This is a genomic window from Cryobacterium sp. TmT2-59 (assembly GCF_004403545.1).
Classification (GTDB): Bacteria; Actinomycetota; Actinomycetes; order Actinomycetales; family Microbacteriaceae; genus Cryobacterium; species Cryobacterium shii.
Window position 1 is genome coordinate 24,610 of sequence record NZ_SOGM01000030.1, and the last position, 18,977, is coordinate 43,586.

Annotated in this window: 19 protein-coding genes; 14 read left to right on the forward strand and 5 right to left on the reverse strand. The window is 68.3% G+C overall.

Annotated features, from left to right (window positions below; translation table 11 throughout):
• Window positions 1-14: 14 nt before the first annotated feature.
• The 10 genes from glmS to E3T24_RS05315 all read left to right on the forward strand — a co-directional run bounded on the left by glmS (window position 15) and on the right by E3T24_RS05315 (window position 8,221).
• Window positions 15-1,865, forward strand: coding sequence for a glutamine--fructose-6-phosphate transaminase (isomerizing) (gene glmS, locus E3T24_RS05270; protein ID WP_134411058.1), 1,851 nt, complete (start codon window positions 15-17; stop codon window positions 1,863-1,865).
• A 97-nt stretch (window positions 1,866-1,962) separates the two neighbouring features.
• Window positions 1,963-2,319, forward strand: coding sequence for a holo-ACP synthase (locus tag E3T24_RS05275; RefSeq protein ID WP_134365637.1), 357 nt, complete (start codon window positions 1,963-1,965; stop codon window positions 2,317-2,319).
• Window positions 2,316-3,515 (forward strand): alanine racemase, encoded by a 1,200-nt coding sequence (gene alr, locus E3T24_RS05280; RefSeq protein ID WP_134404265.1) that lies wholly within the window; start codon window positions 2,316-2,318, stop codon window positions 3,513-3,515. The genes E3T24_RS05275 and alr overlap by 4 nt, the downstream gene beginning before the upstream one ends.
• Before the next feature lie 10 nt (window positions 3,516-3,525).
• A complete protein-coding gene (tsaE, locus tag E3T24_RS05285) occupies window positions 3,526-4,050 on the forward strand; it encodes a tRNA (adenosine(37)-N6)-threonylcarbamoyltransferase complex ATPase subunit type 1 TsaE (RefSeq protein ID WP_134366352.1) in 525 nt (174 codons plus the stop codon).
• A 144-nt stretch (window positions 4,051-4,194) separates the two neighbouring features.
• Window positions 4,195-4,827, forward strand: coding sequence for a tRNA (adenosine(37)-N6)-threonylcarbamoyltransferase complex dimerization subunit type 1 TsaB (gene tsaB / locus E3T24_RS05290; protein ID WP_134366351.1), 633 nt, complete (start codon window positions 4,195-4,197; stop codon window positions 4,825-4,827).
• A gap of 1 nt (window position 4,828) precedes the next feature.
• Entirely contained in the window at window positions 4,829-5,371 is a 543-nt protein-coding gene (gene rimI / locus E3T24_RS05295) for a ribosomal protein S18-alanine N-acetyltransferase (RefSeq protein ID WP_134402675.1), read from the forward strand.
• The gene (gene tsaD / locus E3T24_RS05300) at window positions 5,368-6,435 is read left to right on the forward strand and encodes a tRNA (adenosine(37)-N6)-threonylcarbamoyltransferase complex transferase subunit TsaD (RefSeq protein WP_134434364.1); all 1,068 of its coding nucleotides are present in this window, start codon (window positions 5,368-5,370) and stop codon (window positions 6,433-6,435) included. Before rimI ends, tsaD begins: the two co-directional genes overlap by 4 nt.
• 159 nt (window positions 6,436-6,594) lie before the next feature.
• The gene (locus E3T24_RS05305; protein WP_198417495.1) at window positions 6,595-6,990 is read left to right on the forward strand and encodes a DUF4190 domain-containing protein; all 396 of its coding nucleotides are present in this window, start codon (window positions 6,595-6,597) and stop codon (window positions 6,988-6,990) included.
• A gap of 93 nt (window positions 6,991-7,083) precedes the next feature.
• A complete protein-coding gene (locus E3T24_RS05310) occupies window positions 7,084-7,722 on the forward strand; it encodes a DUF4190 domain-containing protein (RefSeq protein WP_134434365.1) in 639 nt (212 codons plus the stop codon).
• 85 nt (window positions 7,723-7,807) lie between these two features.
• Window positions 7,808-8,221 carry a hypothetical protein gene (locus tag E3T24_RS05315; RefSeq protein WP_134434366.1) on the forward strand — a complete coding sequence of 138 codons (414 nt, stop codon included), beginning with the start codon at window positions 7,808-7,810 and terminating at the stop codon, window positions 8,219-8,221.
• Here E3T24_RS05315 and E3T24_RS05320 read toward each other — a convergent pair.
• Window positions 8,214-9,413, reverse strand: coding sequence for a methyltransferase domain-containing protein (locus E3T24_RS05320; RefSeq protein ID WP_134434367.1), 1,200 nt, complete (start codon window positions 9,411-9,413; stop codon window positions 8,214-8,216). The two genes, E3T24_RS05315 and E3T24_RS05320, sit on opposite strands and share 8 nt — an antisense overlap.
• 128 nt (window positions 9,414-9,541) lie before the next feature.
• Here E3T24_RS05320 and groES point away from each other — a divergent pair, with 128 nt between their 5' ends.
• The 3 genes from groES to E3T24_RS05335 all read left to right on the forward strand — a co-directional run bounded on the left by groES (window position 9,542) and on the right by E3T24_RS05335 (window position 12,362).
• Entirely contained in the window at window positions 9,542-9,838 is a 297-nt protein-coding gene (gene groES / locus E3T24_RS05325) for a co-chaperone GroES (protein WP_066597535.1), read from the forward strand.
• Window positions 9,839-9,912: 74 nt separating this feature from the next.
• Complete coding sequence (gene rarD, locus E3T24_RS05330) at window positions 9,913-10,869, forward strand: EamA family transporter RarD (RefSeq protein WP_241975876.1); 957 nt, start codon at window positions 9,913-9,915, stop codon at window positions 10,867-10,869.
• A 197-nt stretch (window positions 10,870-11,066) separates the two neighbouring features.
• Window positions 11,067-12,362 carry an ABC transporter substrate-binding protein gene (locus E3T24_RS05335; RefSeq protein WP_134434368.1) on the forward strand — a complete coding sequence of 432 codons (1,296 nt, stop codon included), beginning with the start codon at window positions 11,067-11,069 and terminating at the stop codon, window positions 12,360-12,362.
• An 818-nt stretch (window positions 12,363-13,180) separates the two neighbouring features.
• Here the strand turns inward: E3T24_RS05335 and E3T24_RS05340 are convergent.
• Genes E3T24_RS05340 through E3T24_RS05355 form a run of 4 tightly spaced genes read right to left on the reverse strand, consistent with a single transcriptional unit; the run spans window position 13,181 to window position 17,124 of the window.
• Entirely contained in the window at window positions 13,181-13,951 is a 771-nt protein-coding gene (locus E3T24_RS05340) for an ABC transporter ATP-binding protein (RefSeq protein WP_134366344.1), read from the reverse strand.
• Window positions 13,948-14,862 carry an ABC transporter ATP-binding protein gene (locus E3T24_RS05345; protein ID WP_134366343.1) on the reverse strand — a complete coding sequence of 305 codons (915 nt, stop codon included), beginning with the start codon at window positions 14,860-14,862 and terminating at the stop codon, window positions 13,948-13,950. The genes E3T24_RS05340 and E3T24_RS05345 overlap by 4 nt, the downstream gene beginning before the upstream one ends.
• Window positions 14,852-15,832, reverse strand: a complete 981-nt coding sequence (locus tag E3T24_RS05350) for a branched-chain amino acid ABC transporter permease (RefSeq protein WP_134366354.1) — start codon at window positions 15,830-15,832, stop codon at window positions 14,852-14,854. Before E3T24_RS05350 ends, E3T24_RS05345 begins: the two co-directional genes overlap by 11 nt.
• A gap of 14 nt (window positions 15,833-15,846) precedes the next feature.
• Entirely contained in the window at window positions 15,847-17,124 is a 1,278-nt protein-coding gene (locus E3T24_RS05355) for a branched-chain amino acid ABC transporter permease (RefSeq protein ID WP_134366342.1), read from the reverse strand.
• Window positions 17,125-17,403: 279 nt separating this feature from the next.
• Between E3T24_RS05355 and guaB the strand changes: the two genes are divergently transcribed.
• Window positions 17,404-18,906 (forward strand): IMP dehydrogenase, encoded by a 1,503-nt coding sequence (gene guaB / locus E3T24_RS05360; RefSeq protein ID WP_134366341.1) that lies wholly within the window; start codon window positions 17,404-17,406, stop codon window positions 18,904-18,906.
• The last annotated feature ends 71 nt before the right edge of the window (window positions 18,907-18,977 follow it).

Sequence of the window (18,977 nt, forward strand, 5' to 3'; positions counted from 1 at the left end):
CTAATATCGCAGTCATGTGTGGAATCGTGGGTTACGTCGGAGACAACAAGAGCGTCCAGGTTTTGATGGGCGGTTTGCGTCGGCTGGAGTACCGCGGATATGACTCCGCCGGGATCGCGATCATCGACGCCGGCGGCGCCCTGAACACGGCGAAGAAGGCCGGCAAGCTCGCCGCCCTGGCCGCGGAACTCGAAGCCAACCCGATCAACAACGGGAACACCGGCATCGGCCACACCCGCTGGGCCACCCACGGCGGCCCGAATGACTCCAACGCGCACCCGCACCTGGGAGACAACGGCAAGCTCGCCCTGATTCACAACGGCATCATCGAGAATTTCTCCGTGCTCAAGGACGAGCTCCTCGCCGAGGGCTTCAGCTTCGAGAGCGAGACCGACACCGAGGTCGCCGCCATTCTGCTCGGCCGCGAATACCAGCGCGTCGGTGACCTGGCCGAGGCCTTCCGCGCGGTCGTTTCCCGGCTCGACGGCGCGTTCACCCTCCTCGCCGTGCACCAGGACCAGCCCGGCATCGTCGTCGGAGCCCGCCGCAACTCCCCGCTCGTGATCGGCCTCGGCGAGGGGGAGAACTTCCTCGGCTCCGACGTCGCCGCCTTCGTCGAATACACCCGCCGGGCCGTCGCCATCGGGCAGGACCAGATCGTGACGATCACGCCCGACCTCGTCACCGTCACCGACTTCGACGGCCACCCGGTCGAAACGGAAGAATTCGACATCGCCTGGGACGCCTCCGCGTCGGACAAGGGCGGCTGGTCCAGCTTCATGGCCAAGGAAGTCTCCGAGCAGCCGGACGCCGTCGCGAACACTCTGCGCGGCCGGATCGCGGGCACAACAGTGGTTGTGCCGGAGTTGGCCGCGTTCGGCGACGATGCGCTGCGGGACATCCGCCGAATCGTCATCGTCGCCTGTGGAACGGCGTCGTACGCCGGCCAGGTCGGAAAGTACGCGATCGAGAAGTGGACCCGTATCCCCGTGGACGTCGAGCTCAGCCATGAGTTCCGTTACCGCGACCCGGTGCTCACCGCGGACACCCTGGTGATCTCGATCAGCCAGTCCGGCGAAACCATGGACACCCTGATGGCCGTCAAGTACGCCAGGGAAGCCGGCGCCAGGGCCATCTCGATCTGCAACACCCAGGGCGCGACCATCCCGCGCGAGTCCGACGCCGTGATCTACACGCACGCCGGCCCGGAGGTGGCCGTGGCGTCGACCAAGGCTTTCGTCGCCCAGATCACCGCCCTGTATCTGTTCGCGCTCCACCTGGCACGAGTGCGGGGGAGCCTGAGCGAAGCCGAGCAGGCGGAACAGGTCGCCGAGCTGCAGGGCATCCCGGAGAAGATCGCGACCACCCTGCTCCAGGAACCGACGGTTCGCGAACTGGCCAACTGGATGAGCGACACCCGGGCCGTGCTCTTCCTCGGCCGGCACGTCGGCTTCCCGATCGCCCTCGAGGGCGCGCTCAAGCTCAAGGAACTCGCCTACATCCACGCCGAGGGCTTCGCCGCCGGCGAACTCAAGCACGGGCCGATCGCGCTGATCGAACCCGGCCAGCCGGTCTTCGTCGTCGTGCCGAGCCCCCGCGGCTCCGCGCACCTGCACCCCAAGGTCGTCTCGAATATTCAGGAGATCCGTGCCCGCGGTGCCCGCATCATCGCGATCGCCGAAGAGGGCGACGTGGCCGTGCTGCCGTTCGCGGACACCGTCATCCGCATCCCGCTGGCCGCGCCGCTGTTCGAACCGCTCCTCGCCGTGGTCCCGCTGCAGATCTTCGCGATGGCGCTGGCCACCGCGAAGGGACTGGATGTCGACCAGCCGCGCAACCTGGCAAAGTCCGTCACCGTCGAATAACAGCCGCGTCGAATTAGAGCCGCCACCGCAGAAGGACAGCCGCCACCGCAGGGTGGGCACCGGCAGGGCCGCAGCCGCCGGTGGAGAGGGGAGCCGCATGATCCGGGGAATCGGGGTCGACATCGTTGACCTCGCACGCTTCGAACGGCAGGTCCTGCGCACCCCCGGGCTGATACCCCGGCTCTTCACCGAAGCCGAACGCGCCCTCCCGGTGCACTCCCTCGCCGCGCGGTTCGCGGCCAAGGAGGCCCTGATCAAGGCCCTCGGCGACAGCACCGGTGTCAGCTGGCAGGAGATGGGCGTCATCACCGACACCCACGGCAACCCCGCTTTCGCGCTGCACGGCGCCGCCCAGGCCGCGGTGACGGCGCGCGGCGTGACATCCGTGCACCTCACCATGACCCACGACGCCGGGGTGGCCTGCGCGTTCGTGGTCATCGAGGGTGACGCATGAGCGGCTTCCGGGAAGCGGTCATCGACCTCGGCGCGGTCTTCGCCAACGTCGCGCACCTCAAGAGCGTAATCGGCACCCCCCACCTGATGGCGGTCGTCAAGGCGAACGCCTACGGCCACGGGGCCGTGCCGGTGGCCCGCACCGCCCTCGCCGCCGGAGCCGACTGGCTCGGGGTCGCGGACATCGACGAGGCCCTCGAACTGCGTGCCGCGGGCATCGACGCGCCCCTGCTGGCCTGGCTGCACGATCCGGATGCCGACTTCGGCGCCGCCCTCGCGCGGAATGTCGACCTCGGGGTGTCCTCGGCGCGGCAACTGCGACAGATCACGGATGCCGCGGCGGCCCTCAGCGTCGTCGCCGGAGTGCAGATCAAACTGGAAACCGGCCTCAACCGAAACGGCGTGCACGAGCCGGACTGGGCCGAGGTCTTCGCTCTCGCCGCCGAGTTCGAGCGGGCCGGCCTGCTCACCGTCACCGGCATCTTCAGTCACCTCTCGAACGCGTCCGCCGCCGACGACGCCGAGGCGATCGAGCGCTTCGAACGTGGACTCAGCCTGGCCGCTGCGGCCGGACTGACCCCGACCCTGATCCACCTGGCCTCCACGGCCGCGGCCCTGCGGGTGCCGGCGGCGCGGTACACGATGGTGCGCGTGGGCATCGGAATGTACGGGCTGTCCCCGTTCGACGACCAGACGCCGCGCGACCTGGGGCTCACCCCGGCGATGACGCTGCGCGGGCGGGTCGCCGCCGTGCGCCGGGTCGCCGCCGGCGCCGGAGTCTCCTACGACTACCTCTGGCGCGCGCCCGTCGACGGTTTCCTGGCCCTCGTGCCGCTCGGTTACGCGGACGGGGTGCCGCGGCAAGCCTCCGGCACCGCGCGCGTCACCGTCGGCGCCGCCACGCATCCCATCGTCGGGCGCATCGCGATGGACCAGTTCGTCGTCAGCGTCGGCGACGAGGCCGTGGAAGTCGGCGACCCGGTGGTGCTGTTCGGCGACCCCGAGGCGGGCGTTCCCGGCGCCACCGAGTGGGCCGAGGCCGCCGGCACGATCAACTACGAGATCGTCACCCGGATCGGGCATCGCGTGCCGCGCACCTACCTGAACCCGGACCCGGCTGACACGCCGCCGGCCGCCACGCAGCCCGCCACGCCGCCGGCCGCCACGCCGCGCGCCGCCGACCGTGCCGCACGCTGAGGGTCCCGACATGCGCAGAACAATCCCGGACGCCGACAGCATGCACGATTTCGGTGCCGAGGTCGCCGCGCTGCTCCGCGCCGGCGACCTGGTCGTGCTGACCGGGCCGCTCGGGGCAGGCAAGACCACGTTCACCCGCGGCCTCGGCGAGGGACTGCACGTGCGCGGCTCGGTCACCAGCCCCACCTTCGTGCTGGCCCGCACCCATCCGAGCACGGTCGGCGGGCCGCCGTTGGTGCACGTCGACGCCTACCGGCTGTCCAGCGCCGTCGAACTCGACGACCTCGACATCGACTTCGCGCATTCCATCGTGGTGGTCGAGTGGGGCCGCGGCATGCTCGACGGCATCACCGAGTCCTGGCTGGACATCGAGATCGAACGGCCGGTCGGCGCCTCGCAGGCCCCGGCATCCGTCACCGGCGACCCCGCCGAGGTGCTCGACCTCGACGAGCCCCGCACGGTCACCCTCACGCCCCACGGCCCCCGCTGGGCTCCCAACGAATTCGACGGAGATTCTGCTCTAAAAAGCCTCTAAGCGGCACAACTCGGCCCAAAACCCCAAAATCTCCGTCGAATTCGCTCGGGCGGGCGTGAGCAGGCAGGGCAGGCAGAGCAGGGCAGGGCGGGCGCGGGGGCGGGCGGTGAGATGGCGGGGAGGCGCAGCGAATAGGCTGGGGAGGTGCTTCTCGCCATCGATACCTCCGCCGGCACGAGCGTCGCCCTCGTCGACCTCGACCGCGGCGTCATCGCCCACCACGAAACCGGCGACACCATGCGCCACGCCGAGGTGATCGGCCGGCTCATCGCCGCCTGCCTGTCCGAGGCCGATCTGCCGGTCGCCGCCCTCTCCGGAGTGGTCGGCGGAATGGGCCCGGGCCCGTTTACCGGGCTGCGCGTCGGCATCGCCGCCGCCCGCGTATTCGCCCTGGGGGCGGGGGTGCCGTTCGTACCCGTCGTCAGCCACGACGCCGTCGCCTTCGGTCGGTACCGCGACGGCCATATCGGCGGGCTCGTCGTCGTCACGGATGCGCGCCGCCGCGAGGTCAACTGGTCGGTGTACAGCGGGGCGGATGCCGCGGGCCTGCCGATCCGCGTCGCCGGGCCGGGTGTGGCCAAACCCGCCGTGCTGCTGGAGGACGACTGGGACCACGCCGGGGTGCCCCGCCACGACGCGGCCACCGTCTCCGCGGCGGACCTGGGCCTGGTGGCCGAACTGATGTGGGCGCACGGGCATCCGTTCGCCGGTGACGAAGCGATCTACCTGCGCTCTCCCGACGTCACCTTGTCCAACGGCCCGAAACGGGTGAGCTGAGATGACCTGGCAGCTGCGCCGGCCCGGCGCCGCCGATGTGGACGCGATCATGGCGCTCGAGAGCCGGATTTTCGCGACCGACGCCTGGTCCGCCGAGGCGATGGCGCGCGACGTCGCCGACCCGAACTGCTACTACCTGGTCGCCTTCCCACCCGACTCGCCCGACCGGATCGAGGCCTACGCCGGCCTGCTGGCCCCTCGCGGCGCCCGGGAAGGCGACGTCCAGACCATCGCGGTCACCGAGCACGCCCGCGGCCACGGGCTCGGCCGCACCCTGATGCTCAGCCTGATCGCGGAGGCACGGAAGCGGGGCGTCCGCGAGGTCTTCCTCGAGGTGCGCGCCGACAACCCCTCCGCCCAGGAGCTGTACCGGCGGCTCGGTTTCGAGGAAATCGGAGTGCGCCGCGGCTACTACCAGCCAGACAACGTCGACGCGATCGTAATGCGACTCGACGTGCCTCTGCCCGTCTCGTCCCTGACACCGGAGCCCCTGACACCGGAGCCCCTGACGTCGGAAACCCTCGCGCCGGAGGCCGCCGAATGAACCGCTCCAATCCGCTCGTCCTCGGCATCGAGACCTCGTGCGACGAGACCGGGATCGGGATCGTGCGCGGCACCACCCTGCTCTCGAACACGATCGCGTCATCGATGGACGAGCACGCCCGCTACGGCGGAGTCGTGCCGGAGGTGGCCGCGCGCGCGCACCTCGAGGAGCTCGTGCCCGCGATCCGGGCGGCAACGCTGGAGGCCGGCATCCGCCTGGACGAGATCGACGCCGTGGCCGTCACCAGCGGCCCCGGGCTGGCCGGAGCGCTCATGGTCGGGGTCGCCGCCGCCAAGGCCCTCGCCCTGTCGCTCGGCAAGCCGATCTACGCGGTCAACCACCTTGTCGGCCACGTCGGGGCGGACGTGCTCCGGATGGGGGCCACCGACACCGCCGAACCCCTCGAATACCCGACCATCGCGCTCCTCGTCTCCGGCGGGCACACCTCTCTGCTGCTGGTGCGCGACCTGGTCTCCGACGTCGAACTCCTCGGCGAGACCATCGACGATGCCGCCGGCGAGGCGTTCGACAAGGTGGCGCGGGTGCTCGGCCTGCCCTACCCCGGCGGGCCCCAGATCGACCGGGCGGCGCTGGAGGGCGACCCTTCCGCCATCCGTTTCCCCCGTGGTCTGAGCCAGACCAAGGACATGGCCAAACACCGCTACGATTTCTCCTTCTCCGGGCTCAAGACCTCGGTCGCCCGCTGGGTCGAACAGAAGCGCGACGCGGGCGAAACCGTGCCCGTCGCAGACGTCGCGGCCAGTTTCCGGGAGGCGGTCGTGGACATCCTGCTCACCAAAGCCGTCGCGGCCTGCGTCGACCTCGAGGTGCCGCGGCTCCTGCTCGGCGGCGGGGTGATCGCGAACGCCCGGCTGCGTCTGGTGGCCGAGCAACGCACGGATGCCGCCGGCATCGCCCTGCGCATCCCGCCGTTGTCGCTCTGCACCGACAACGGCGCCATGATCGCCGCGCTCGGCGCCCAACTGATCATGGCCGGGCACGAGCCCTCGTCAATGGAGTTCGGCGCGGATTCGACCCTTCCGGTCTCGGAGATCCAGGTCTAAGTCCCGGCCAGAGCGGTGTTTACGCTCCGACCGGGTATTCTGGCTTGCACGGGCGCCGTTCGTCTGGTCCGTTGACACCCCATCTGGCGGGGTGCCACTATGGCACCGCCAGATGTTCACTTGCCCAGATGTTCAGTTCTGTCCAGAAGGAGCTTCGCCATGACCGACCCCAACCTGACGCCGGGTACCCCGCCGATGTTCCAGCCGCCCGCGGCCCCCGCGAACCCGGCGCCCGGCACGCCCCAGGTTCAGGCTGCACCGGCCTACGGGCAGAACGCGGCGTACCCGCAGCCGTACGCTGCGCAGGGCTCGTCCGAGAAGTACAACGTGCTGGCGATCATCTCGCTGGTGACCGCGGTGCTCTCGATTTCTCTGGCCGCCATCATCACCGGCCACATCGCCCTGAGCCAGATCGGCAAGACCGGCGAGAAGGGCCGCGGCCTCGCGATTGCCGGCCTGATCATCGGTTACGCGAGCCTGGTTCTCTCGGTCATCATCGGGGGGCTGCTCGTCCTCGCGATCGCCAGCGACCCGACCATCCTCAACAACATGTGAACGAAAACCGGAATCTCGACACCAGGATTCCGGCACAGCTGACGCACTGGAACCCGATCACGGCAGACGCCGTGCGGAAAGGAAGCAACTCAGATGAGTGATTCGAATACCCCCGGCCCCGGCGTCCCGCAGGTCCCCGACGTCCCCCAGGTGCCGGACGTGCCCCAGGTCCCCGACATTCCCCAGTCCGCGGATGTGCCGCCCGCCGCCCAGCCCGTGCGGCCGGCCCAGCCCGTGCCGCCCACCGCCCAGCCCGTGCCGCCGTTCTCCGGCGGCCAGACGCCCCCACCCGGGTACGGACCCCCGACGCCGCCCCCGGCCGGGCCGGCCCCGCCTCCGACCCAGCCGTCGGCCGGACCGACCCAGCCACCCGCCTACTACGGCGCTCCGACGACCCCGCCTCCCGCCTACGGCGCCCCGTCCTCGGATCCCTACGGGGGCGCGCCGGCGGCCAAGCAGCCGATTTTCAGCATCCTCTCGCTCGTGGCCGGCGTGATCGGAATCCTCGGGTTCCCGATCGTCTTCATCCCGATCGCGGGCGGCATCCTCGGGCTGTTCGTTCCGGCCGCGGCCGTCGTGCTGGGGTTCCTCGGCCGGTCGAAGGAACCGCAGGCCCGGGGCTTCTGGCTGACCGGCATCATCACCGGGTTCGTCGGCGTCGCCCTGGCGTTGGCGAGTATCCTGATCTGGGCCGTTATCTTCGCCAGCATGCCCAACAGCTACTCGTACTGAGTTTCACCGCGGGTGCCTGACCGGCGCACCGTTCGGGCGCACGGATGCGGCGGCGCCCGTTTACAGCATGTCGGAGGCAGCAGGAATGGTTGGGGAGTACCGGGACCCGTCGGACGACGTCGACGACTTCCGGCTCGACCTCACCCGACCGCCGGCTTCGGTCGAGGGCGAACTGGACTATGCGTCGACGGTGACGGCTCCCACCGAGTGGGTGCCGTATGTCTACACGGACACCGAGCTGCGTGCCCACGCCGAGCGTCACGGCCTGTCCGTCGCCGCGCTCGTCTTCGGCCTGCTGGGACTGCTGGTCGCCATCTTCGGCGTCTGGGGTGCCGCCCTGTCGCTGGCCGCGATCGTCCTGGCGATCATGGCCCGCGCCACGGAGCACCGGTCGGGCGCGCTCTGGGTCTACGGCCTGGTCACCGGTCTCGCGGGCCTGCTCATCGCCGCCGGGTGGGTGCTGGTCATCACCCTCGTGCTGATGTCCGCCGTCAGCTGAGCGCCGACACCCGCTCGACCAGCAGGGCCACCCGGTGTCCGGCGGCCCGCGTCAGGACGAGCGTTCCTGACTCCGGCCCCTTCAGCCGCAGCCGGGTGCGCAGGGTGGCCGGGTCCACGTCCACGCCGCGCTTCTTGATCTCCAGGGTGCCGATCCGGCGTTCCTGCAGCGCGAGGCGCAGCTTCTTCTCGTCGACCGGCAGGGTCTCGAGCACCCGGAACGCGGTGGCGAACGGCGTGCGCACCAGGCTGGCGGAGGTCAGGTAGGCGATGGACTCGCTCAGCATCAGCGCGTCCAGCGAGCGGGCCAGGTCGCCGATCAGGCGGGCACGGATGATCGCACCGTCCGGCTCATAGAGGTAGTCGCCCAGCACCCCCACCGGGGCGTCCTCGCTGTCGGCCGGGGCGTTCAGCTCATGGCTCCCGTCCCGACCCAGCAGCAGGGCGGACCGGCGGATCCCGGTGCGGGCCAGGCTGCCGAACCAGAGCGCCATCTCGACGAGCTTGCCGTCCACGGACACCCACTGCGCTTCAGCGTCGACCGGGATCTGCTCCCGGTCGTGCCCGGGGCCGAGCTTGACGCCGATGGGCATCCGTTCGCGGAGGCCGAAGACGAAGTCGAGGCTGGGGGAGTAGTCCTCCGGCCGGGTCAGGCGGGAGGTGTTGGTGTGCCCGGCCGTGCGGCGGGCGGGGTCCAGCCAGGCGGCGTCGAAACCGGTGAGGTCGACGCTCTCGGCGTCGGCGTTCAGCACGGTCGCGTTCTCGAACGGGGCCAGGTTGAAGCTGGCGACGGTGGCCGTCACCTCGTCGGCGTCGACCGCGGTCACCTCGAGGTCCATCGCCGCCAAGGCCATTGCGTCACCGCCGATCCCGCAGCCGAGGTCGACGACGCGGTTCAGCGAGGCGCCCGCGAAGCGGCCCGCGTGGAGGGCCGCGACGCGCAGCCGGGTGGCCTGTTCGAGGCCGGTCTCGGTGAACAGCATGCGGCCGGCGAACTCGCCGAACTTGGGCACGGCCCTGGCGCGCAGCCGGGACTGGCCCAGAACCGCGGCCACCAGCCCGGGGGCGTGGCCGGCCTTGCGCAGATCACTCACCACCCGCACCACGTCGGCGGCCGATTCGTACGGCGGCAGCGAGTCCAGCAGGCGCAAACCCTCCGGAGATAACAGCTCAACGAGCTCAGAGCGTTCCATCCCGCAAACCTATCAACTCGGCCGGGTCTGGCACTCACGTTGCGTGAGTGCCAGAAGCGCCCTAAACTCGACTTAGCACTCTCGCTGTGAGTCTGCTAACTAAGTCTTAGCTAAGAAAGAGGTCAACCGTGTCGGTCTCCATCAAGCCGCTCGAGGATCGCATCGTCATCAAGCAGGTCGACGCAGAGCAGACCACCGCTTCAGGTCTGGTCATTCCTGACACCGCCAAGGAAAAGCCCCAGGAGGGTGAAGTTGTCGCCGTCGGTCCCGGCCGGATCGACGACAACGGAAACCGCATCCCGCTCGACGTCGCCGTCGGCGACAAGGTGATCTACTCCAAGTACGGCGGAACCGAGGTCAAGTTCGGTGGTGAGGACCTCCTCGTCCTGTCGGCTCGCGACGTGCTCGCAGTCGTCGTTCGCTAGTCACACACACTGATCGATAGAATCCCGGATGGCCCTGGCCATCCGGGATTCTTCGTTTTGAGAGAGGCACGAAAGTGCAGGACACGCCCCTTCCGCCTTCCCGGGGTGCCGCGCGCCCGGCGCGCTCGGAGCAGAGCACGGGCCTGATCTACGCGGTTCTGGCGTACACGCTCTGGGGCATGCTGCCCCTCTACTTCCTGTTGCTGGCACCGACCGGGGCCTTCGAGATCGTGCCCTGGCGGGTGCTGTTCTCCCTGGTCTTCTGCGCCCTGCTGATCACGGTCACCCGCAAGTGGCGGTCGTTCCTGGGCCTGCTGCGCAAACGCCGGATCGTCTTCACCATGGGGCTGGCCGGGCTCCTGATCTTCATCAACTGGCAGACCTACGTGTTCGCGGCGCTGAGCGGCCATGTGGTCGAGGCGGCGCTGGGCTACTTCATCAACCCGATCGTGACCGTGTTCCTGGGCGTGCTGCTGCTGCGGGAGAAGCTCCGTCTGCTGCAGTGGGTGGCCGTAGGCATCAGCCTCGGGGCGGTCGTCGTGCTCACCGTCGGGTACGGGGCGCTTCCGTGGGTGTCGCTCGTTCTCGCCTTCTCTTTCGGCTTCTACGGTCTGATCAAGAAGCGGGTCGGCCGGGACGTCGATGCCGTCGCCGGTCTCACGCTCGAAACCGTCTGGCTCGCGCCCCTGGCCGTGGTCCAGCTGATCGTGGTGGGCGCCGTCTCCGGCCTGACCATCGGCACGGTCTCGCCGTGGCACACCGTGCTGCTGCTCCTGGCCGGCGTCATCACGGCCGTTCCGTTGCTGTTCTTCGCCGCCGCGGCCCGTCGCCTGCCGCTGACCTACCTCGGCCTGATCCAGTATTTCGCACCGATCCTGCAGTTCCTCGTCGGCGTCTTCGTGCTGCACGAGCCCATGCCGCCCGAGCGGTGGGCCGGATTCGGCCTGGTCTGGCTGGCCCTGGTCGTGCTTACCGCCGACATGGTCCTGACCGGGCGGGCGCCCCGCCGTTCGTCGCTCGAGCCGGCCTGAGGCCGGATCCGTGCGGCGGCGACGCCTCACGCGCAACAGATCGCCGGTGCGAGCGTCATCGGCCGCCGATAACGATTTGGTCCGCGTTACACGGATGTAACACGGTTGCCTTGTTTCGTGCGTTCCCTGTCAATAATGTGACAGAACGGCAGTCATTCGACCGCCGGCATTTCTCATTCCTAGTCCCAAGGAGCAACATGAGCGTATTCGCGAAGGCCTCGGCCTCCCGCTCAGTCCGGGCCGTCGTCACTGGAGTCGCCATGGTCGGCGTCAGTGCACTTCTGCTCACCGGCTGCAGCAGCAATGCTGCTGAACCCGCTGCGTCGGAGTCGCCCGCGGCGAGCGGTGACGCCCAGACCATCAAAGCCGGTGACCGCAATCTCACCCTGAAGATCGGCACCGTCCTTCCTCAGAGTGGCGCCCTCGCCTTCCTGGGCCCGCCCGAAGAGGCCGGTGTCGCGCTGGCCGTCAAGGACATCAACGACGCCGACCTCGGCATGAAGATCGAGCCCGTCTACCGGGACTCGGGTGACACCACCACGGACACCGCGACCGTGTCGGTGACCGACCTTCTTTCCCAGGACGTCTCCGCCATCATCGGTGCGGCATCCTCGGGCGTCTCCAAGACCGTGATCGACCAGATCACCGGTGCCGGCGTCGTGCAGTTCTCGCCGGCCAACACCTCGGCCGACTTCACGAAGTACGCCGACAAGGACCTCTACTGGCGCACCGCCCCCTCCGACCTGCTGCAGGGCGAAGTCCTGGGCAACCAGATCGCCGAGGACGGCAACAGCACCCTGGGCCTGATCGTGCTGAACGACTCCTACGGCACCGGCCTGGCCGACTCCACCACCGCGGCGTTCGAAGCCGCCGGCGGCAAGGTCGTCGCCAAGTCGCTGTTCAACGAGGGTGACTCCAACTTCGCCGCTCAGATCTCCGAAGTGACCGCGGCCAACCCGGATGCGATCGCCCTGGTCACGTTCGACCAGGCCAAGGTCATCACCCCCGCGCTAGTCGGATCGGGCTTCCCGGGCGACAAGCTCTACTTCGTGGACGGCAACCTGGCCGACTACAGCAAGGACTTCGCTCCGGGGCTCGTCGCCGGCTCGAAGGGAACCCTGCCCGGCCTGGACGTCGGAACGCTCGGTGACTTCACCGACCGTCTGAAGGCGGTCGACCCGACCCTGACCGACTTCAGCTACGCGGCCGAGTCCTACGACGCCGTCATGCTCGTCGCCCTCGCGGCGTACGCGGCCAACGACGTCAAGGGTACGACCATCTCCAAGTACCTGCGCCAGATTTCCGGCGGAACCGGCGACGGCACCAAGGTCACCGACTTCAAGGCGGCGGCCAAGGCCCTCGCCGCCGGCGACCAGGTCAACTACGACGGCTTCTCCGGGCCGGTCACGTTCGACGAGTACGGCGACCCGACCGAGGCCACCATCGGTGTCTACGAGTACGCAGCGGACAACACCTACGCACGCATCAACTAGTCACGAACCAGTCACCGACTGATTAGTGATCAGGAAGGGCCCCGACTCCGGTCGGGGCCCTTCTTCGTGCCCGGTCGTCGTGCCCGGGACTCCGGGCGCCATGCTCGGGCGGGGCGGGGCGGGGCGGGGCGGGGCGGGGCGGGGCGCCGGCGGTGCGTGGCGGCACGGTCCGGCCCCCGGTGACGCCGTCTCCGGCCACGGATGTCGCGGCGCACGCTCTGCACGCCGGCGCAGGTTAGAACCTGCGCCCCGGGCCACATCGTGCGCCACGAGCCACGAGCCACGAGCCACGAGCCACGAGCCACCGGCTCACGAGCCCGACAGCCACGGCGCGCATCCGTTGTTTGGGCACCTCCGGCGAGTTCGCCACTTCCGATCGAGTTCGACTCGCGCACGTGACGAAGTCGACCGGAAGTGTCGAGCTCGAGCGGCGATGACGCGCCCCCGGACCCGACGGCCGCGAGTCCGCTTCTGTGCACCCGGACCCCGGCCACGGTGTCGGCCGGCCCCGTCCCGGTGAGGCCGTATCCGGCCACGGATGTCGCGGCGCACGCTGTGCACGCCGGCGCAGGTTAGAACCTGCGCCCCGGGCCACATCGTGCGCCGTGCGCCGTGCGCCGTGCGCCGTGCGCCGTGCGCCGTGCGCCGTGCGCCGTGCGCCGCGAGCCGCGACGGCGCACCGGTACAACGACGGGTAACGCACGGGCACCCAGGAGCCGCCCACGGGCACGCAGGAGCCGCGCACCGGGCACACAGAAGCGGCGCCCGAGGATCTCTCGGGCGCCGCTTCTGTGTGCGGGTGGTGCGGGTGTGCCGGGTCAGTCGTCCTGGCCCAGGGTGCCCAGGTACAGGCCGATCACCTTGGGGTCGTTCAGCAGCTCGCGGCCGGTGCCTGTGTACGCGTCGCGGCCCTGGTCGAGCACGTAGCCGCGGTCGCAGATCTGCAGGCAGCGGCGCGCGTTCTGCTCCACCATGATCGTGGTCACGCCGGCCTTGTTGATCTCCTTGACCCGCAGGAACGCCTCGTCCTGGCGCACGGGGGACAGGCCGGCGCTGGGCTCGTCGAGCAGCAGCACGTGCGGGCCCATCATCAGGGCCCGCGACATCGCCACCATCTGGCGTTCGCCGCCCGAGAGCGAACCCGCCCGCTGCTGCAGCCGCTTCTTCAGCTCCGGGAAGATCTCGGTGACGAACTCGAGCCGCTCGTGCAGGCCCTTCGGCTTCAGGAACATCCCCATCTCCAGGTTCTCCTGGATGCTGAGGGTCGGGAAGACGTTGTTCGTCTGCGGGACGAAGCCGACGCCCTTGGCCACGAGCTTGTTCGCCTTCAGGTTGGTGATGTTCTCACCGCGCAGCAGGATCTCGCCCTCGCGCACCTTGACCTGGCCGAAGATCGACTTGAGCAGCGTCGACTTGCCGGCGCCGTTCGGGCCGATGATGCCGATCAGTTCACCGTCGTAGGCGGTCAGCGAACACGCGTTCAGGATGTTCACGCCCGGCAGGTAGCCGGCCGTGACCGTTTTGACCTCGACGACGGGTTCCCCGGTGGGGACGTAGACCGGCGGGGCGGTCGGGCTGGAGTTCGTCAATCGAGCAGCTCCTTAATGGCTTCGACATGTTCGGTTTCGGCCGCAGGATCCTCGCCGAGGTCTTCGTCGTGGTGCTGGCCCAGGTAGGCGTCGATCACGGCGGGGTTGCGCATGACCTCGTGCGGGTCGCCCTCTGCGACGACCTTGCCCTCGGCCATGACGATGACCCAGTCCGCGATGTGGCGCACCATGTGCATGTCGTGTTCGACGAACAGAACGGTCATGCCCTGCGTCTTCAGGTTCAGGATGTGGTCCAGCAGCGACTGGGTCAGCGCCGGGTTCACCCCGGCCATCGGCTCGTCGAGCATCACCAGGGTCGGTTCGCTCATCAGGGCCCGCGCCATTTCGAGTAGCTTGCGCTGCCCGCCGGACAGGCTCGCGGCGTAGTCGTCCTTCTTGGTGTCCAGTTTGAAGCGCTCGAGGATGTCGATGGCGCGCGCCCGGTTGTCTTCTTCCTGCTTGCGCCAGAAGAAGGGGAAGATCGCCCGGAACAGGTTCTCCCCGGTCTGGCCCTTCGCGCCCAGCAGCATGTTGTCCATCACGGTCAGCAGGCCCAGCGCCTTCGTGAGCTGGAACGTGCGCACCTGGCCCATCCTGGCCACCTTGAACGCCGGCATGCCGGAGAGGGACCGACCCTCGAAGGTCCAGGAACCGGTGTCGGGCTTGTCGAAGCCGGTGAGCAGGTTGAAGAGGGTGGTCTTGCCGGCGCCGTTGGGCCCGATGAGCGCCGTGATGGCACCGCGGGGGATCTCCACATGGTCGACGTCGACGGCTTTGAGGCCGCCGAAGGTGCGGCTCACGCCATCCGCCACCAGGATCGGGTCTCTCTTCTTGCAGCCGGGTGCGGCCTCGCCGATGTGCAGATCCGTGGACTTGATCGGCTTGTTGCTCGGAACGGTGTTATTTGACAAAGGCCAACTCCTTCTTGTTTCCGAAGATGCCCTGCGGTCTGAATATGACGATGAGCATGATTGCGACGCCGACGAGGATGAACCGCAGCTGGCCGGCCTGGATGCTGGTCATGAACGGCAGCCAGCCCGCCTCCACCGCTCGGGCGATGAAGCCGGAGAAGAAAGAGAGCAACACCCAGAAGATCATCGAGCCGATGACCGGGCCGAGAATCGTCGACGCGCCGCCGAGCAGGAGGATCGCGTAGATGAAGAACGTCAGCGAGGTCTGGTAGTTCGAGGGCACCACGGCTCGGGGGAGCACGAAGATCATGCCCGCGATCGTGCCGAACACGCCACCGAGAATCAGGGACTGCATCTTGTAGGAGTAGACGTTCTTGCCGAGGGCGCGCACGGCATCCTCGTCTTCACGGATGCCCTTGATCACGCGACCCCACGGGCTGCGCATGATCTGCCAGGTTAACAGGCAGGCGAGGACCACGATCGTCCAGGCCACGATGCGCAGCCACCAGTCGTAGGCGTTGTACTCGAACGGCCCGAAGCCGTACGTGCCCTCCGGGATCGGGTTGAGTGAGCTGAAGCCGCCCTTGTACCCGCTCAGCCCGTTCGCCGAGCCGGTGAGCGGCTCGAAGGTGTTCGTCGTGAACAGAAGCCGCACGATCTCGGCCGCGGCGATCGTCACGATCGCCAGGTAGTCCGCCCGCAGACGGAGGGTCGGAATGCCCAGGATCAGGGCGAAGACCACGGATGCGCCGACCCCCACCAGCACGGCACCCCAGACAGGGAAGCCAAAGCTGAGGGTGGAGATGGCGAAGCCGTAGGCGCCGAGGGCCATGAAGCCGGCCTGGCCGAAGTTCAGGAGGCCGGTGTAGCCGAAGTGGATCGCCAGCCCGAGCGCCGCGAGGGCGTAGGCGGCGGTGGTCGGGCTGATCAGCTCGACGGCTGCGTTGCTAAAGATTGCTCCCCAGTCGATCATCGGATGCCCTTCTAGCCAATTCTCTCTTTGCGACCCAGGATGCCTTGCGGCCGAAGCAGCAGCACCAGGATCAACACGACAAGTGCGCCGACGTATTTAAGGTCGGAGGGAAGCCACAGCGTCGACAGTTCGACGAACAGGCCGACGATGATCGAACCGATCAGGGCACCGAAGGCGGTGCCGAGACCGCCGAGGGTGGTCGCCGCGAAGACGAGCAGCAGGATCTGGAAGCCCATGTCCCAGCTGACGCCCGGCCGGAAGTAGGCCCACAGGATGCCGCTGAGCCCGGCGAGACCGCCGCCGACCACCCAGACGATCCGGATGACGCCGTCGACGTCGATCCCGCTGGCCGAGGCCAGGCTGGGGTTGTCGGAGACGGCGCGGGTCGCCTTGCCGATGCGGGTGCGCAGCAGGAAGAAGGAGACCGCCAGCAGCACCACGATGCTGATGCCCATGCTGGCGAGGTCGATCACGGAGAGCCGGATCGGACCGAGCTTCATGTCGGCCAGTCCGGAGCCCGGCAGCTGGCTCGTGCCGCCGCCGACGAAGAACTGGAAGACGTAGCGCAGGGCGAGGGAGAGGCCGATGCTCACGATCATGAGCGGGATCAGGCCGACGCCCTTGCGCCGCAGCGGTTTCCAGATCACCGCGTCGAGACTCCAGCCGAGCCCGGCGCTGAGCAGGATGGCGATGATGATCGCCGCCCAGACCGGCACGTGCAGGGTGACGGAGAAGAGCAGCGTCATCAGGGCGCCGAAGGTGATCATCTCGGCGTGGGCGAAGTTGCTCAGGCCCGTGGTGCCGAAGATCAACGACAGCCCGATCGCCGCCAGGGCGAGGAGAAGGCCGAAGTTGAGCCCGTTCACGAATCGGTTCACGAACTGGTCGAAGAAGCTCACCGTGGAGCGCTTGCCCTCGCCGAGGAAGAAGTTGACCGATTTGACCTTGGTCAGGCCGAACTCCGCCTTGATGACGCTGCCGCCCTTGGCGACGATGACGCCCTTGGGCAGGGTGTCCTCGTCCAGCGCCACGGAGTAGGTGGCCTTCTCGGGCACGCCCACCTTCCATTTGCCGTCGACGCCCGTCTTCACGGATGCCTCGTAGCCGGAGCCCTTGACGGTGATCAGCACGCCGTCGAGCGGTTTCTGGTTGAACTGGACGTTGCCGGCGAGCACGTAGTCGTACTTGTCCGTTCCGACCTCGTCGGCGTGAGCCGGCGCGGCGGAGAGCGTGGCGAACGTGGACATCGTCAAGGCTGCGAAGAGCAGACCGAGAAAGATCACCAGCATTCTGGGTGAGAATCTGCGAACAGCTTCAGTGGAATTCACTGCACCTCCATGGCGGCACCGTTGGGTTTGTGACCGAGCGTGCCCCGGGTCTCACCTGCCAACATCTTTGTTGACAGTAAATGAAGAATATGTCGCCGATGTTACGACGTGGGTCAACACTCCCTAGATCTTCGTACGCGGAATGCGGGGAGCGCAATGTCGCTTAACATTGATGAACCGGTTGGGTCCCTCGGATTCCCGGATTTTTTCCTATCTTTCCGCGTATGAAAAAGGGGTTACATGGATCAGCCAGATCCGTTCGGTTTCACCGGGCTCACCTACGACGACGTGCTGCTTCTGCCGGGGCACACCGACGTCATTCCCAGTGAAGCCGAGACTATGTCTCGGCTGACGCGTCGGATCAGCGTGGCCACACCGCTGCTTTCTAGCGCGATGGACACCGTCACGGAGACCCGGATGGCCATCGCCATGGCCCGCGAAGGCGGCCTCGGCGTGCTGCACCGCAACCTGTCCATTTCGGACCAGGCCGAGCAGGTGGACCTCGTCAAACGCAGCGAATCCGGCATGATTACCAATCCGGTAACAACTTCGCCCGACGCCACCGTGGCCGAGGTCGACGCCCTGTGCGGGCAGTACCGCATCAGCGGCCTCCCGGTCGTCGACTCCGACGGCGTGCTCGTCGGAATCATCACCAACCGGGACATGCGCTTCGTCTCCAGCACGAAGAAGCACACCACGCTCGTGCGCGAGGTGATGACGAAGGCGCCGCTGATCACCGGCAAGGTCGGCATGGCGCCGATGGACGCCGTCGCCATCTTCGCCACCCACAAGATCGAGAAGCTTCCCCTCGTCGACGACGCCGGCCGGCTCACGGGCCTGATCACCGTCAAGGACTTCGACAAGAGCGAGGAATACCCCTTCGCGACGAAGGACGACGCGGGTCGCCTGCGCGTCGGCGCAGCCATCGGCTTCTTCGGTGACGCCTGGCAGCGAGCCACCGCGCTGCTCGACGCGGGCGTGGACGTGCTCGTCGTCGACACCGCCAACGGCGACAGCGCCGGCGTGCTCGACATCATCCGCCGTTTGAAGACCGACCCGGCCTTCGCCGCGGTCGACGTCATCGGCGGCAACGTGGCGACCCGCTCCGGCGCCCAGGCGCTCATCGACGCCGGTGCGGACGCGATCAAGGTCGGGGTCGGCCCCGGCTCCATCTGCACCACCCGCATCGTCGCCGGCGTCGGCGTTCCGCAGATCACCGCCGTCTACCAGGCGTCGCTCGCGGCCCGGGAGACCGGCATCCCGGTCATCGCCGACGGCGGGTTGCAGTACTCCGGCGACATCGCGAAGGCCCTCGTGGCCGGAGCGGACACCGTCATGCTCGGTTCCCTCCTCGCCGGCTGTGACGAGAGCCCCGGCGAGCTCGTCTTCGTCAACGGCAAGCAGTTCAAGACGTACCGCGGCATGGGTTCGCTGGGCGCGCTGCAGAGCCGCGGCACGAAGACCTCCTACTCCAAGGACCGCTACTTCCAGTCGGATGTCCCCTCCGACGACAAGCTCATCCCGGAAGGCATCGAGGGCCAGGTGCCGTACCGCGGCCCCGTGTCCGCCGTGGCCTACCAGCTCATCGGCGGCCTGCGCCAGTCCATGTTCTACGTGGGCGCTCGCACGATCGACGAGCTCAAGCAGAAGGGCAAGTTCGTGCGGATCACCGCCGCCGGGCTGAAGGAGTCGCACCCGCACGACGTGCAGATCGTGGTCGAGGCACCCAACTACCGCCGCTGACCTTCCTCGCCGAGCCGTGAGTTTCGCCCCCGTTTCTTGAATTTTTGGGGGCGTTGCTCACTGTTCGGCGG

Coding starts and splice junctions, on each gene's coding strand:
- glmS (WP_134411058.1), top strand. CDS start 15: ATGTGTGGAATCGTGGGTTACGTCGGAGACAACAAGAGCGTCCAGGTT.
- rimI (WP_134402675.1), top strand. CDS start 4,829: ATGACCTGGCAGCTGCGCCGGCCCGGCGCCGCCGATGTGGACGCGATC.
- E3T24_RS05310 (WP_134434365.1), top strand. CDS start 7,084: ATGAGTGATTCGAATACCCCCGGCCCCGGCGTCCCGCAGGTCCCCGAC.
- E3T24_RS05355 (WP_134366342.1), bottom strand. CDS start 17,124: ATGCTGGTGATCTTTCTCGGTCTGCTCTTCGCAGCCTTGACGATGTCC.
- E3T24_RS05305 (WP_198417495.1), top strand. CDS start 6,595: ATGACCGACCCCAACCTGACGCCGGGTACCCCGCCGATGTTCCAGCCG.
- E3T24_RS05275 (WP_134365637.1), top strand. CDS start 1,963: ATGATCCGGGGAATCGGGGTCGACATCGTTGACCTCGCACGCTTCGAA.
- E3T24_RS05335 (WP_134434368.1), top strand. CDS start 11,067: ATGAGCGTATTCGCGAAGGCCTCGGCCTCCCGCTCAGTCCGGGCCGTC.
- alr (WP_134404265.1), top strand. CDS start 2,316: ATGAGCGGCTTCCGGGAAGCGGTCATCGACCTCGGCGCGGTCTTCGCC.
- guaB (WP_134366341.1), top strand. CDS start 17,404: ATGGATCAGCCAGATCCGTTCGGTTTCACCGGGCTCACCTACGACGAC.
- tsaE (WP_134366352.1), top strand. CDS start 3,526: ATGCGCAGAACAATCCCGGACGCCGACAGCATGCACGATTTCGGTGCC.
- tsaD (WP_134434364.1), top strand. CDS start 5,368: ATGAACCGCTCCAATCCGCTCGTCCTCGGCATCGAGACCTCGTGCGAC.
- E3T24_RS05315 (WP_134434366.1), top strand. CDS start 7,808: ATGGTTGGGGAGTACCGGGACCCGTCGGACGACGTCGACGACTTCCGG.
- E3T24_RS05320 (WP_134434367.1), bottom strand. CDS start 9,413: ATGGAACGCTCTGAGCTCGTTGAGCTGTTATCTCCGGAGGGTTTGCGC.